Source organism: Nostoc sp. DedQUE12b, assembly GCF_034530835.1.
Classification (GTDB): domain Bacteria; phylum Cyanobacteriota; class Cyanobacteriia; order Cyanobacteriales; family Nostocaceae; genus Nostoc.
The window spans coordinates 1-12,820 of the sequence record NZ_JAVRCI010000084.1 but is presented as its reverse complement, the minus strand read 5'-3'; the positions used below and the strand labels follow the sequence as shown (position 1 = coordinate 12,820).

14 protein-coding genes are annotated in these 12,820 nt (G+C 40.4%); 9 read left to right on the top strand and 5 right to left on the bottom strand.

Annotation, left to right across the window (positions count from 1 at the left end):
* The first annotated feature begins 1 nt into the window (after window position 1).
* On the top strand, window positions 2-472 hold the full coding sequence (locus tag RMY16_RS27610) for a hypothetical protein (protein WP_322739044.1): 471 nt from the start codon (window positions 2-4) through the stop codon (window positions 470-472).
* Between the two features lie 395 nt (window positions 473-867).
* Here RMY16_RS27610 and RMY16_RS27605 read toward each other — a convergent pair whose 3' ends face one another.
* Window positions 868-2,559, bottom strand: a complete 1,692-nt coding sequence (locus RMY16_RS27605; RefSeq protein WP_322739043.1) for a M3 family oligoendopeptidase — start codon at window positions 2,557-2,559, stop codon at window positions 868-870.
* A gap of 421 nt (window positions 2,560-2,980) precedes the next feature.
* Window positions 2,981-3,265 carry a hypothetical protein gene (locus tag RMY16_RS27600; protein WP_322739042.1) on the bottom strand — a complete coding sequence of 95 codons (285 nt, stop codon included), beginning with the start codon at window positions 3,263-3,265 and terminating at the stop codon, window positions 2,981-2,983.
* 464 nt (window positions 3,266-3,729) lie between these two features.
* On the opposite strand from RMY16_RS27600, the gene RMY16_RS27595 reads away from it, so the two are divergent.
* From RMY16_RS27595 to RMY16_RS27585, 3 genes are all read left to right on the top strand, one after another.
* Window positions 3,730-4,107 (top strand): VOC family protein, encoded by a 378-nt coding sequence (locus RMY16_RS27595; RefSeq protein WP_322662077.1) that lies wholly within the window; start codon window positions 3,730-3,732, stop codon window positions 4,105-4,107.
* 180 nt (window positions 4,108-4,287) lie between these two features.
* The gene (locus RMY16_RS27590; RefSeq protein ID WP_322739041.1) at window positions 4,288-4,491 is read left to right on the top strand and encodes a hypothetical protein; all 204 of its coding nucleotides are present in this window, start codon (window positions 4,288-4,290) and stop codon (window positions 4,489-4,491) included.
* An 83-nt stretch (window positions 4,492-4,574) separates the two neighbouring features.
* Entirely contained in the window at window positions 4,575-5,603 is a 1,029-nt protein-coding gene (locus RMY16_RS27585; RefSeq protein WP_322739040.1) for a hypothetical protein, read from the top strand.
* A 9-nt stretch (window positions 5,604-5,612) separates the two neighbouring features.
* On the opposite strand, the gene RMY16_RS27580 is transcribed toward RMY16_RS27585, so the two are convergent.
* Together RMY16_RS27580 and RMY16_RS27575 are read right to left on the bottom strand one after the other, a co-directional pair.
* Entirely contained in the window at window positions 5,613-5,969 is a 357-nt protein-coding gene (locus RMY16_RS27580; protein ID WP_322739039.1) for a type II toxin-antitoxin system PemK/MazF family toxin, read from the bottom strand.
* Window positions 5,954-6,196 (bottom strand): DUF2281 domain-containing protein, encoded by a 243-nt coding sequence (locus tag RMY16_RS27575; RefSeq protein WP_322739038.1) that lies wholly within the window; start codon window positions 6,194-6,196, stop codon window positions 5,954-5,956. The genes RMY16_RS27580 and RMY16_RS27575 overlap by 16 nt, the downstream gene beginning before the upstream one ends.
* Before the next feature lie 301 nt (window positions 6,197-6,497).
* Here RMY16_RS27575 and RMY16_RS27570 point away from each other — a divergent pair, with 301 nt between their 5' ends.
* From RMY16_RS27570 to RMY16_RS27555, 4 genes are all read left to right on the top strand, one after another.
* Window positions 6,498-6,713, top strand: a complete 216-nt coding sequence (locus RMY16_RS27570; RefSeq protein ID WP_322739037.1) for a bromodomain-containing protein — start codon at window positions 6,498-6,500, stop codon at window positions 6,711-6,713.
* Between the two features lie 60 nt (window positions 6,714-6,773).
* Window positions 6,774-7,325, top strand: a complete 552-nt coding sequence (locus RMY16_RS27565; protein ID WP_322739036.1) for an alpha/beta hydrolase — start codon at window positions 6,774-6,776, stop codon at window positions 7,323-7,325.
* A 184-nt stretch (window positions 7,326-7,509) separates the two neighbouring features.
* Complete coding sequence (locus RMY16_RS27560; protein WP_322739035.1) at window positions 7,510-8,082, top strand: HdeD family acid-resistance protein; 573 nt, start codon at window positions 7,510-7,512, stop codon at window positions 8,080-8,082.
* Between the two features lie 402 nt (window positions 8,083-8,484).
* A complete protein-coding gene (locus RMY16_RS27555; protein WP_322739034.1) occupies window positions 8,485-10,569 on the top strand; it encodes a glycoside hydrolase family 10 protein in 2,085 nt (694 codons plus the stop codon).
* Between the two features lie 274 nt (window positions 10,570-10,843).
* Here RMY16_RS27555 and RMY16_RS27550 read toward each other — a convergent pair whose 3' ends face one another.
* Window positions 10,844-11,365 carry an adenylate kinase gene (locus tag RMY16_RS27550; RefSeq protein WP_322739033.1) on the bottom strand — a complete coding sequence of 174 codons (522 nt, stop codon included), beginning with the start codon at window positions 11,363-11,365 and terminating at the stop codon, window positions 10,844-10,846.
* Between the two features lie 584 nt (window positions 11,366-11,949).
* Between RMY16_RS27550 and RMY16_RS27545 the strand changes: the two genes are divergently transcribed.
* Window positions 11,950-12,387: an NUDIX hydrolase gene (locus RMY16_RS27545; protein WP_322739032.1), complete on the top strand. Its 438-nt coding sequence runs from the start codon at window positions 11,950-11,952 to the stop codon at window positions 12,385-12,387.
* The last annotated feature ends 433 nt before the right edge of the window (window positions 12,388-12,820 follow it).

The following is a 12,820-nucleotide window of genomic DNA, read 5'->3' as shown; positions in this document are numbered from 1 at the left end:
AATGCAAAATTTTCGTGCTTGGCCTTATTTTATCGGCTCAAATTTTACAGGTGTAATTTGTCTTCTCCCTTACTTAATATTTCGTAAATCTAATCAAGTATTCTATGGAACAAAAGATCAGTGGCTTTTAATTCTTGAACAACGAGCAACAGGAGCTTGTCTCCTAGTTGCTACTATTGGTTTGTTGGGCTATGCAGTAATTGCTGGAAACTGGGAAGATTATATTCAGCAGTTTTTTCATAAACCCTTCGTTCACCTTATCAGTCTTGATTTCTGTCTCATGTGCTTGATATTTCCAATAAGTTCATTATTTGATGATGATATGGCACGTCGAGGACTCAAGGATAAACGTATTTTTTGGGTAGTTGCTCTTTTTCCGTTGTTTGGGCCACTAGTATATTTGTGTTTACGTCCGTCATTACCAGAAACTTTTTTCAAAGAGTGTGATGCTACAGCAAATAGCTTGTTATGACAAATGCACCTATCAATTCTGTCATAAACTCAACAAGACGCGAACTTTAGCATAGAGATAGCGTTTTTGCGGGTACAACACGGAGATCGGTAATCCAACTTGGGTCGCGTAGGATTGAAGAATTGGTTGGAGGTCTCCACGCGCGATCGCTTTGGCTGCGATAAATTTGGGAAATTGAACTACATCGGCTCCTTGAATGACCGCCTCTAAAATGACTTCTGAATTATCGAATCGCAGATAACTGTCAACAGAAAGGTCAATCGCTTTTCATCTTGTTCAAACTTCCATTTAGGCTCTCACCCAGTCTGTAAATAGATTAAAGTTGACACAGCGATGCTGCAAAAGTTCTGTGGGTATTGTGGACGTGCCATACTGGGCGATTTCAGCTTTTTCAATTAGCCAGCCTTCAAAGAGGAACGCACTTTTTCAACGACTTGAGTAAGTGCGCCAGGTTCAAATGGACAAATGAGATTTGCCGAGCGCACTAATTCTCGAAAGGACGCAGAACCGCCGCGATCGCATAATGCAATATACTCTGCTAGCGTCTTTTCATAATCTTCTTCTGCTTTGACCCAAAACTGCAACGCGCAACACAGAGCTAAAGTATAATCAATGTAGTAAAACGGCGAACAGTAGATGTGCTGTTTGTCTTGCCAAAGTCCGCCTTTGCTAAGATATTTCAAATCCCCATAATTTCGCCAAGGCAGATAACGAGCTTCCATCTGTTGCCACATTTGATGTCGTTCTTGCGGTGTTGCTTCTGGGTTGGCATAGACCAAATGCTGAAAATGATCCACTGCCACACCATAAGGCAGAAACAGAATTGACCAGGCTAGATGCTGCCGACGAAATCGCTTTGCTTGCTCGCCGAAAAACTTTTCCATCTGCCATCTGGTAAGAAACTCTAAGCTCATGGAATGAATTTCACACGATTCTAGCGTGGGCCACAGGTAATCAAAAACTGGCAAATGGCGACTTCGCCACATTTGGAAAGCGTGACCCATCTCGTGAGCGAACACCTGTACGTCGTTTTTTGTTCCATTAAAATTTGCGAACACGTAGGGCGTATCATAGCTTGGGAAGCTTGTACAGAATCCGCCTCCCGCTTTTCCAGGACGGTTTTGCAAATCCAGTAAATGCCGCTCAACCATCATCTTAAAAAACCCACCCAGGGATGGATGCATGGCATCAAACATTTCTTGTGCCCGTTGCAGCATCCAATCATGATCCCCAATTGGAGCCGGACTGCCTTCTGCATCAAAGACAGACTCATCCCAAAAATACACGCTGTCTAGGTTGAGCCGTTGAGCCTGTTGCCCAATTAGCTCGATCGCTAAAGGAACGACCTGTTGAACTACTTGATCTCGATAGTACTCGACATCGGTTTGATCGTAATCTACCCGTCGCATTCGGCGATATCCTAGCGCAATGTAATTCTCGTAGCCCAATTTTTTTGCCATGCGATCGCGCAGTTTTACCAATCGATCAAACAGTTGATCGAAGCGGTCTTGATTCTGCTCAAAAAACTGCCAGCGACAATGTTCTGCCTGCTGACGAACGTCTCGATCTTTACTTTGCATATAAGGTTGCAAACCCGATAAATTCACCTGCTCACCCTGGAACTCTAGCTTTGCTGAGGCGATCAGTTCGGTGTACTCATTGCTGAGTTTGGATTCTTCAACTAAATCTGCTGCGATCGTCGATTCAAAGGTCGTAATGTCTGCTTCCCATAGCAAAAAAGCTTGCCGTCCGAAACTTTTTTCTAACTCGGTGCGATCGGGGCTGTTGAGCAGTTGCCGTTTTAGGTCTACTTCAAGGGCGGTCAGAGATGGCAAAAGTTCGTTGCAATAGTCCAAAGCAGTTTTGTACTCTGGGTTTTGCGTGTCTTGGTGAAAGTGCAGTCGCGTGAGTTCCTTCCATGTATCTAGTCTACGCCGCAAGGCATCCCACTGCTCTATGACGGACTTTCGTTGCTCAGAGGTTTGAGCCTGGTTAAATTGCATCTGGATAACTTGGTATTCGGCGGTCACGGTTGAGAGAGTTGGAGTTTCTGCTGTGATGTCGGCGTAATCTACTGAAGCTTGCATCAATCATTCTCCTCTGCGATAATTTAGCAATCCGGCGACTTATAGAAAACTTTTATTTAGGAAAAGTTAAATTTATATTCAGTGAAAAGTGTGGTTTTCTGGTACAGCCATAAAATAAAAAATATACAATTATTTAATAACAAATTCGGTTAAATACTGTTAAGACTATTACTGGGTCAAAATCACCCTCATAAAATACAAGCCAGTCAAGAAAAATTATTTATGGAAAGCACCGTTTGCTATTTGACATCATTGCTAGCGCTCAAAGCTTACTAACTATCGCAGTAAGTAAGTAGGTGCTAAAAAACACAACTAAATTAAGAAGGGTAAAGGTTAATGGTAAAAGGGAAAAACCTTTACCCTTTAACCTTTTCCCTTTTACCATACAAAACTTTGTATAGTTCGGTTTAATTGTGCCAACCTACTTATCTACCCGAATTTCTCGCCAAATATCTGACACCTTCCACCCTGAGTTCTCAATTGATTTTATTTGAGGGTTGTCAAATACTGGAGAATAGTAATAGTTAGAAACATACTCTGACTTGTCATTACCCTCTTTTAGTTTTTGTTTGGCTTCTAATGCTGGTTTTGGAGTTTCAAGAATTTCAGTTTCTGGCTCTAACTGTTGAGGTAAATCTGTTGTAATTGTCTTTTTCAGAATGGGTTTTTCTATTTTTCTGCTCAGTTCCCTATCTAAAATTGGCACGTCTACGGCTGCAAAAGGATTGCTTCTTGAATCTGAATAGTTCAGAAGTTAGTCGAAAGAATTAACATTGATACCTTACTTTATAATTGCCTCTTTTTAGATGCTCACAAGTCGTTAAAACTAGAACTTATCTATTCGGTTCGCTGCACTGTCAAATCCTCCCATCTCAACACACACCATAACCCACGCTTCACCTGCCTTTGTATGAACAGCAGAACTACAACTGGCAACCTCCAACATCTAAGAAGCTGTATGAAGTTATGCGCTTTAGAATTCCAGTAGTGGAAAAAAGCTCACTGTGGCTGAACTTTTGTTGGAGTGCGTAGATGTTGTAAGAGCGCGGCTTTTAGAGTAAAAGTACACGAGTAACACTAAACTACTATCATCTGGTAAACTTGCAGTACATTACGATAAAAAGCTTATAATAGCCATATTACAGAAGTTCTGGATTAGCACAGTAGAATATGACATTGAAAAACACTTTTGGTGAATATAGTTTTGTCACTAAACTAGACGTTACTAATCTCGAAGCTAGTGCCGAGTGGTACAAGTCTAAGCTTGGGTTAGTTCCTCAAGAAAAATATGACACACCTACCTGGAGACAGTTTAGTTTTCCTGATATTCCACGCTTTGCAATCGGCTTGAACTTGAGTAACTCAGTTGAACCAGGTAATACCGTCAATACCTTTGTTGTCAACGATATAGTTACTGCTCGTCAAAGCCTGGCTGAAAAAGGAGTTGAACTTGGGCCAATTACAGATGTCGGTCACGGAGTGCAATTATCCACCTTCAAGGATATTGACGGAAATTTGTTAGGGCTTCGGCAAAATCCGCAGCCTTAACCTGGATTTGCAGCTAAACCGGGGAATTAGCCAGCAATATGATTTCATTCACAATTTAACCTAATTGTCTTAGTGGTGCATCAGCCTAAAAAAGCTTGTAAAACAAGTCTGACCCCAGATTTTCCACTAACACGCTACTCATCACTCCAATAGCTTACATCACCAGAACTTTCGGTAATTTTGGGAGAATCGAGTGGCTCAACTCATCGGTTCACCTTTGGCTGTCTCCATTTCTGGTTTCAACGGCAAAAACACAAACACACTCAGGTTAGCAAAGGTATAGTGAGACTTAGACAAAAAGTAGCGATCGCCTTTGGCAGTGAGGTTGGTGCGATCGCTCCCTATCTGCCTGTTCTAACCCAGTTGAAGAAGTTTTATAACTGACATAACCATTTCATTATCGACATTTTCTCCAAGCTCGTACTCAAGAAAGAAACGACAGGGACAATATTCTAGGAAAGCCTTTTATGAATAAATTAGACAAGACAACACAAATTATATCTCCCTGGTGGCGTTGGCCTGTTGAAGCTCTATTCCCAGATAAAAAATTTGATGGGCAATTCCAAAACCCAGGTAGCGAAGAGGTTTTTGATTTTGACTCGGTTATATCATCTGTTGATCCCATCACTATGATTGCATCTGATATTGCCTATTATCCAGAAAACGATAAGCGCGAACTTTTTACAATATTTGTCTCTGGGCTGGGACAAAATAAGTCTGAGTCTTCAAAAAGGAGCCGTAGGTATGCTACTACTCTTTTAACTGGTATTGCTAATATGAACAACTCTTCTTTTCTGAAGCAACGTCCAATTATTGCTTTCATTAACCGATACCTCGACTGGATAAATGCAGTTATTGACTATCTCAATTTATCTGGTAGTCCAGCTATTAAAAATGCAGCAATTTTGATTAATTACGCTGTAAAAAACTCGATACCTCTTAATTTATCGGGTGATAGTCTTGGAACAATTTACTTGGCTAGAGCTATTAAGCTTGCTAAAACAATCTTTATCAGTGGGCATGCTAGGGTGTTTGACTTTAGAGAACGACAAATTCAAGAACAGAAGTGGCAGCAGCACACTAGTCAACTCATCAATGTTTTGACCTTCGGAAATGGCTATCGAAAATGGATACCAGGTCCAAATTATATTATGGTTTTTATTGAAGGCGATATATTACCACAAAAATTTGGAATGACACCCCAAATAGCTATTGAGCAAAAACGAGACGATATAAAATTTTTGGTATTTCAGCGTTTGTTTACTGAAGGCAACTTTGAAGCCCATAATATGATGTTTACAATCGAACTTCTTCGTCAAACTTTTAAAAAAAATAAAATTGAAATTGGTGATTTTATAGGTTTATATAAGAAACTCAATTCCAACACTTTAGAAATTGCTACAACCGATGAAATATTATGGCCAAGCGATATGAAAAACTACGTATGGAATCCAGACAGTCTCAAATCAATTCTATCTCTCTCATCACATGAATAAAAATATAAACTATAAACGCTTTAGGAACAGGCTTGAGTACTGTATAATTTCAATAACTTTATTAATCACCTCTGTTAATTTTTCAGATTTTATTTGACCTGCTTGATATAAGATAATTTGTTGATCGGCAGTAAAAATGCGATTTGGTCGAATATTACTTGGCTGATTTAAACTTCCAAAGTTAAAATTACTCTTGTCCACTTCAATAGCATAGACATCACCAACTGATTGGCTAGTAATTTGGCAAAGAATCAGGTCATTACCCTGAAGTGTAGCAATAACTAAAGCAGGTCTGCGTTTTGTCTGAGTTAAGTCCGAAAAGGGAAACGGAACAATAACAACATCTCCTTTTACAAATCCTGCCATGCTGTATCTTCCTCTGGTTTTAACCAATCTTTTCGCAGTGATGATTCACTTATAATGGTGATTTCTAAAATTTTATCTTTTTGGTACTTTGCTTGTAAGAACTGAACAAAATCTAAAATCTCCTGCAACAAAGGTTCCGGTAATTTTTCTAGTTCTTGTGTAATCTGTTCTTTAAGCATAATTGTCTGATTATGTGTTTGGGCAATATCTAAAATAATATTTATCATATCTATTTTTGAATGAAAATATAAAATCAAACAAATTCTGTAACTGTAAAATTTTATATAACACCAGTAGCGATCGCAGATCGTCATGAGAAGAGTTATTATATTTGCGATCGCCACTCATGACTTGTTCTTTGCATATTAAAGTATTAAAATTTACCCAAAAAGGTATTATTACTTTAAGATGTTAAATTTATACCCTCTGAATGAGCCTCTTCAACCCATAGCAGGAGTACCACTTTCCATTCAGCGTCTACGATAAAGAACTAGGAAATAAAATTGCAGTATATCTGCCTTTCAAATTATGGACTGGAAGTACAGGTGGAAAAATGGTTATCGACCAAGCCGAGATGAAGCAGCAAAAAATCCTCATTTGTTAGATGAGAGTCAGTTCGAGAACGAACAAGACCGAAAACTCGCTGAAGAAACTACAAGAAAGCATTTGGGCGTACCTGCACCAACCTTAGACGAAGATCAATCTATACTACCTCATGCAGCTTCGCCTAATGAGAAGGTTTAATCCTAAGACATAGGCATTTTTTGCTTATGTCTGCTACATACCATTATCAAATTTAACAAAATGCAGATTTCGCAACTTTTCAATCGATTAAATAATAAGAAATTTACTAAGTTACTCACTCAGACGGTAGCTTTAGGCGTAGGCGCTATTGTTCTATTTTCAACTACTAATGCTAATGCTGCCGAGCAAGTTGTTTTAAAATACGGTACTTTTCAAGGGCAAGTATCTGTTGAAGAATTAAGTCAGTTTACAGAAACAGGTAAGACTACGCCAACATTAAGAGCTTATTTACAGGCAGCCCAACAAGACCCCGGAGTAGCTCGTAAGGCATTGAAAGCCCCAATAAAAGCTGATGCTGACTTTTTAAATAGTTTACTAGGTAGTTGGGCAGGGCCAATTTTAGTTAACCAAATTGGTGAGGTAGTTCACCCACCCGGAGGAGAGTTAGATCAGCAGGCGTTGCGAAGTGCTTTAAGTGCATCTATTGAACAAAATGGTGAAGTTACACTACTTGGAGCCATTGAGAATTATCCAAACACTTCTGTTGAACTTGAAGGAGATCGTCTCATCTCTGTTTATGAACGCCTCAGCAATCTTGCAGAACTTTTATAAGGGTTACTTAAAGATAATGCTTTTGTGATCAGATGATTGATTGAGTATCTCAATAGTCGTGAATTTTACTCACGATCGCGATGAAGTTAATACTGATTAGTCTATCTTAGGGTTCATACTTTGTGACTTAGAAGTTTTCTAACCTAAATGTAGAGTTTAGTCTAAGAATAGGGAAAGGGTTTTTATGACAACCGATGTTTCTAGAGATATTAAAAAGGATGTTAATGGGTCGCTGATAAGTGGTGTTCTCCTGAGTATTTTAGGGGTTATTGCGATCGCAGCGCCTAACTTCACCACCTTATTCGCCGAAACTTGGGTTGCGGTGATTTTGATTTTTGCTGGATTTACAAAACTAGTTTATGCCACTCAAACCCGCCACGAAGGAGGTTTTATTTGGAAACTTCTATTGAGCGGACTCTATATTGCAACAGGTATAATGCTGTTTGTTTATCCTTTTACAGGTATTCTCACATTAACTCTGTTGCTTGGTAGCTTTTTGCTGGCTGAAGGTACATTCGAGTTAATTCTGGCATTCCGGTTACGTCCACAAAAGAACTGGACGTGGATACTAGGTAATGGGATTATTACGCTGGTCTTAGGCGCAATGATTTGGTTCCAGTGGCCCTTCAATGCACCCTGGCTTCTTGGGACACTAGTTGGTGTTAGCATTATTTTCACTGGCGTTTCACGCGTAATGCTGTCATTGAATGCGCGTTCTACCTCGAATCCTACTAATGAAGCTGCAAATGCTACTTAGTAGATAGGAGGGGGGGGTGGGGGAGCAATACTGCTCGGTTAAAGGGGAAAGGGTAAGGGGAAAAGGATTGGAAGGCTCGATATAGTAAGATAAGTTTTTTCCCCTTTAACATAAGTCCATTTCCCCCTTCCCTATTTCTCATTCTCAAACTTAAGTAGTCAAAGTTTACAAGACGACATTAAATATCTTGCAAAAGTAGCTTTTGCTTTCCGGTTAGAGAAAGGTTAAAGGCTACTGGGTTTGGGAAAATTCCATACCTTTACCCTTTAACCCTTCCCCTTTTCCCCACTTATGCAATAAGTCTATTGCAGCAGCGATGCCTACGGTGGGCTACACCTACGCCAACAAAATTGCTAAATTAGCTAAGGAAATCAAAATTAGGCCAGCTAGCTGCAATTAACAATGGTATCTATTGCTACTCCATTCTCGGATATTCAAAACCATTGGGCACGCTCATTTATTACAGCCTTAGCCCAACGCGGTATTGTCAGTGGGTTGCCTAATGGCACTTATCGCCCCGATAATTCACTTACCCGTGCTGAGTTTGCCGCTATTATCGCCAACTCATTTGGCACAGTTTCCAAGAAGCGGCAGTATGTTCCCTTTGTTGATGTACCCACAAATTATTGGGCAGCAGCAGCCATCAAAACAGCTTACGAAAAAGCATTTATTAGCGGGTTTCCTGATAAAACTTTCCGTTCTGCTAACCGAATTACTAGAGTAGAAGTCTTAGTTTCCTTGGTAGCAGGCTTAGAAATTGCTACCAAGGTAAAACCTGACCTCCTCTCAAAACTCTCACAAATTTATCAGGATTCTGTTCAGATTCCTGAGTATGGTAGAAATCACGTAGCTATTGCCACCAGCGCCGGATTAGTAGTTAGTTTCCCAAATATTAAATTACTCAATCCTAATCTCGCAGCCACCCGTGCAGATGTGGCAGCGATTATTTATCAAGCTTTGGTGTATTTAGGTCAGGCAGAAAAAATTGCCTCTAGTTATCTAGTGCAGCCGCCGATACCAACGCCTACACCGACACCAATACCAACACCAACGCCTACACCGACACCAATACCCACACCAACTCCAACACCTATTGGTAGTGTTAGGGTAAATCATAGGCGGGAATTCCGGGGAGCATGGGTAGTATCTGTGTGGAATGGTGATTGGCCTTCCAAAGCGGGACTTTCTGTTGCTCAACAAAAAGCAGAACTTACCGAGATTATTACTAAATTACAAGCGCTAAACTTCAATGCCCTGATTTTCCAGGTGCGACCGGAGGGGGACGCTTTGTATGAATCTCAATTAGAGCCTTGGAGTGCTTGGATTACAGGAACTCAGGGGAAAGCACCAGAACCATTTTACGATCCTTTAGCGTTTGCGATCGCAGAATGTCATAAGCGCAATATTGAACTCCATGCTTGGTTTAACCCTTACCGCGCTAGCACCTCCACCGACCCAGCTAAAACAGTCCGTCCCCACATCGCAGCTACCAATCCAGAAAGCGTTTATTTGTGGAAAACACAACGCTGGATGGACCCAGGACTAAAAATAGTTCAGGACAGGGCGTATAACGTAATTCTCGATGTAGTGAAGCGCTACGATGTTGATGGCATTCACTTAGATGATTATTTCTATCCATATCCCATTGAAGGACAACCTTTCCCCGATGATAAAACCTACGCTGCATATAAAGCAGCTGGTGGTACACTCAGCCTTGGCGATTGGCGACGGGACAATGTTAACAAAATGGTACAGCGCCTTTGGCAGGGGATTAAAACAACCAAACCCGACGTTAAATTTGGTATTAGTCCTTTTGGGATTTATCGCCCCGGACAACCCGCTGGTATTACTGGGTTGGATGCTTACAACGTGCTATATGCTGACTCAAAAAAATGGTTAGAAGAAGGCTGGATTGATTATATCGCTCCTCAACTTTACTGGCGCACAGACCAACCACAACAAAGTTATTCGGCGTTGTTAAAGTGGTGGACACAGATAAACACAAAACAAAGACACGTTTACGCTGGTAACAATCTGACAGAACCAAGCAACAAGAGTCGGGAGAGTGATGAGATTGAAAAGCAGGTGATAGTTACTCGTAGCCAAGCTGCACAGTTATCACTAGGGAATATCTTTTTTAATGTCGGTGTTTTGACAGAAAATAGTCAGGGCATTGCTGATAAATTCCAAAGTCTGCTTTATAACAAACCTGCGCTACCGCCAACTTTGCCTTGGCAGGATACAACACCACCATCTCCACCCATTGGATTACAAGTCAATAACCGCAAACTGAGTTGGCAACCTGGAGATAATCAGCCAGTTCGTTCGTGGACACTTTATCGGCTGAGTGGCGATACTTGGACAATTCAGCGAATTTTGTCTGCTGGCACAACCTTCGCTACCGTCCAACAAGCGGGAACCTATGCCGTGTGTGCAGTGGATAGATTAGCCAACGAGAGTGCGGGAACAGTTATTACAGTTAGTTGAACAACAGTATTACTGAGATTTCTGACAACTTTTATGGATGCAACTGACGAATAGGAGTCTGACTTTTCAAGATAAAACCAGTCTGGTAATAATAGTGTGACTGCGGCATTAAAACCATCATCAACAATCGTGATTCCTTTTCAAAATTTCGGTTGACAGCCAGTAGTTCGGAACGTAGATTGTTGAAAAACCGCCAGGGACGTACACCTTAATGTTACGAAATGGGCCTTAAACTCCGCAGTCAAAGTATTCAGGCAGGAAAGAAGCAACAAAGTTAGTGTCCTGCATTAATTAATTCAAAAAATTGCGAAATTTGTTGAGTCGAGCGAATGTGATAAACATTTTTGATGCTTTGAGCCTGCTCGATATACTCACGATATTTTGGGGTTAAATATTTGTAACACAACCAAAGCACACGGTAACTCATAAGTGAACTCCTTAATATGGGACTATTGGAGGGCCAGCCTACTGGCGGTTTAAAGTAACCTGTGATTAGTCGTTTAGTTACCCACCATCCATGCACATATAGCGGTAAATCGACAAAAACCAGAGTATCTGCCTCGTCAAGTCGTAGCCAGAGAGTTTCCATGCAACCAAACCCATCAATAATCCATCGGTCAGTAACTAAAATTTGCTGATGGGCGTGCTTATAGTCTTCATGTGGAACCTCTGTTCCTGCTGATTGATATTTAATCTTGTCCAAGACGTAAAGTGGCAAACCAGTGATTTCAGATAATCTCTTGCTTAAAGTTGATTTCCCGCCTCCAGCATTGCCAAACACCGCTACTTTTTTCATCGCCACTCTCCTTTTAGTGCAATTAAGTCAAATTTGGCACAAGCTTGTCCCGAAAGAATAAAAGGTTTAACTATATTACCTTTATACTACACAATGTGTTGCCAGAAGATTTGTACTATCGGGACTTAAATATTTTTAAGGCATAAAAAAAACTCAAAGCTATATAAAGCAAGGAAAATACACCAAATACTCAAAAATGCTTGAAACCCAGATATATCAAGAAACTAGGCTTAACGATGTCAAAGTCTCTGTACATATATAAAATTTGAGGCTTTTTCTGGCTACTTTTTGTCTAAGTCCCATTAACCTCCTTGATTCAGATGCGACGCTTGTTCCTTTCTACGAGAACGCTGCACGAACGCTAAGGCTACGGTATCGCGGACTCGCTAATGCTAGTTGCACAAAATTCATTCTGAATTCTGGTGGACGCCTTTATTCTGTTTCGATAATTAACTGTTATAAATAAAAATTATTTTTTAACCTTTTCATAACTTAAGATTAACCTAAATTTATCCGGTATCAGCTCTAGAATTTCTGAAGTAAACATTGTACAAAAAAGCTAGGACGTACAGGATGTAAATTACATGAGTCGAAAAGCCAGTAAAGTGTTTAAACAGTCTGGGGTAATTCCTTACAGAGTGAACAATGGTAAAGTTGAAATCTTGCTCATAACAACCCGTGACTTTCAACACTGGGTGATTCCGAAAGGAGATATTCCTAATGGCATGAGTCCGCCTGCTTCAGCAGCCAAAGAGGCGTGGGAAGAAGCAGGAATAATTGGGCAAGTAGATGCAAATGAACTGGGAACTTACAAGTACCGCAAACAAGGCAAAATTTACTGCGTCAAGATGTATTTACTATCAGTCGATATGCTGAGTGAAGATTATCCAGAAGCAAGTAAAAGAAAACGGCAGTGGGTAGAAGTGAATAAAGCTATTAGGCGGGTTAAATTTAATTCACTCAAACGAATCCTTAAAGGTTTTTTCCAGGTAAAATCCCAATTTTGTTCATTACGATGTTAATTAGTGGCAGGAATAAATCAAACTATATTATGCAAGATAAAATAAATTAAATGTTTCTAGTCAACCACTCCAAGCCTTACTACAAAACTTTGTTTATTCACGCCCACTTACTTAAATCTATAGTAAAGCTATCAAAGTTTTTATACCGAAAATTCCATCAGCCTGCAATTTCTTAGATGTTTAGAAAGTAACAATTGCATTCTTAATATCATGTTCGCATAATTAGTTATGATTTCCACAGTCATTGCACCCCACACGCCAGATGCTCCACTTGGGGAGACCCCAAGACCGCACTGGCTCCCCTTAATCCCCTCCCCGCTCTTCGGGAGGGGAGACGAAGCGTAGCTTTGGCGGGGTGGGGTTCTTCGGATTTAATAAGTAACCTGAGTTCGGGTTAAGCATTGTGAGATAAAAGCCATTCCATCTGAAGGCT

Bases quoted from the DNA above. Each gene is read 5' to 3' on its own strand.
- RMY16_RS27610 (WP_322739044.1), top strand. From the start codon at position 2: ATGCAAAATTTTCGTGCTTGGCCTTATTTTATCGGCTCAAATTTTACA.
- RMY16_RS27605 (WP_322739043.1), bottom strand. From the start codon at position 2,559: ATGCAAGCTTCAGTAGATTACGCCGACATCACAGCAGAAACTCCAACT.
- RMY16_RS27595 (WP_322662077.1), top strand. From the start codon at position 3,730: ATGACATTGAAAAACACTTTTGGTGAATATAGTTTTGTCACTAAACTA.
- RMY16_RS27585 (WP_322739040.1), top strand. From the start codon at position 4,575: ATGAATAAATTAGACAAGACAACACAAATTATATCTCCCTGGTGGCGT.
- RMY16_RS27580 (WP_322739039.1), bottom strand. From the start codon at position 5,969: ATGGCAGGATTTGTAAAAGGAGATGTTGTTATTGTTCCGTTTCCCTTT.
- RMY16_RS27575 (WP_322739038.1), bottom strand. From the start codon at position 6,196: ATGATAAATATTATTTTAGATATTGCCCAAACACATAATCAGACAATT.
- RMY16_RS27570 (WP_322739037.1), top strand. From the start codon at position 6,498: ATGGACTGGAAGTACAGGTGGAAAAATGGTTATCGACCAAGCCGAGAT.
- RMY16_RS27565 (WP_322739036.1), top strand. From the start codon at position 6,774: ATGCAGATTTCGCAACTTTTCAATCGATTAAATAATAAGAAATTTACT.
- RMY16_RS27560 (WP_322739035.1), top strand. From the start codon at position 7,510: ATGACAACCGATGTTTCTAGAGATATTAAAAAGGATGTTAATGGGTCG.
- RMY16_RS27555 (WP_322739034.1), top strand. From the start codon at position 8,485: ATGGTATCTATTGCTACTCCATTCTCGGATATTCAAAACCATTGGGCA.
- RMY16_RS27550 (WP_322739033.1), bottom strand. From the start codon at position 11,365: ATGAAAAAAGTAGCGGTGTTTGGCAATGCTGGAGGCGGGAAATCAACT.
- RMY16_RS27545 (WP_322739032.1), top strand. From the start codon at position 11,950: ATGAGTCGAAAAGCCAGTAAAGTGTTTAAACAGTCTGGGGTAATTCCT.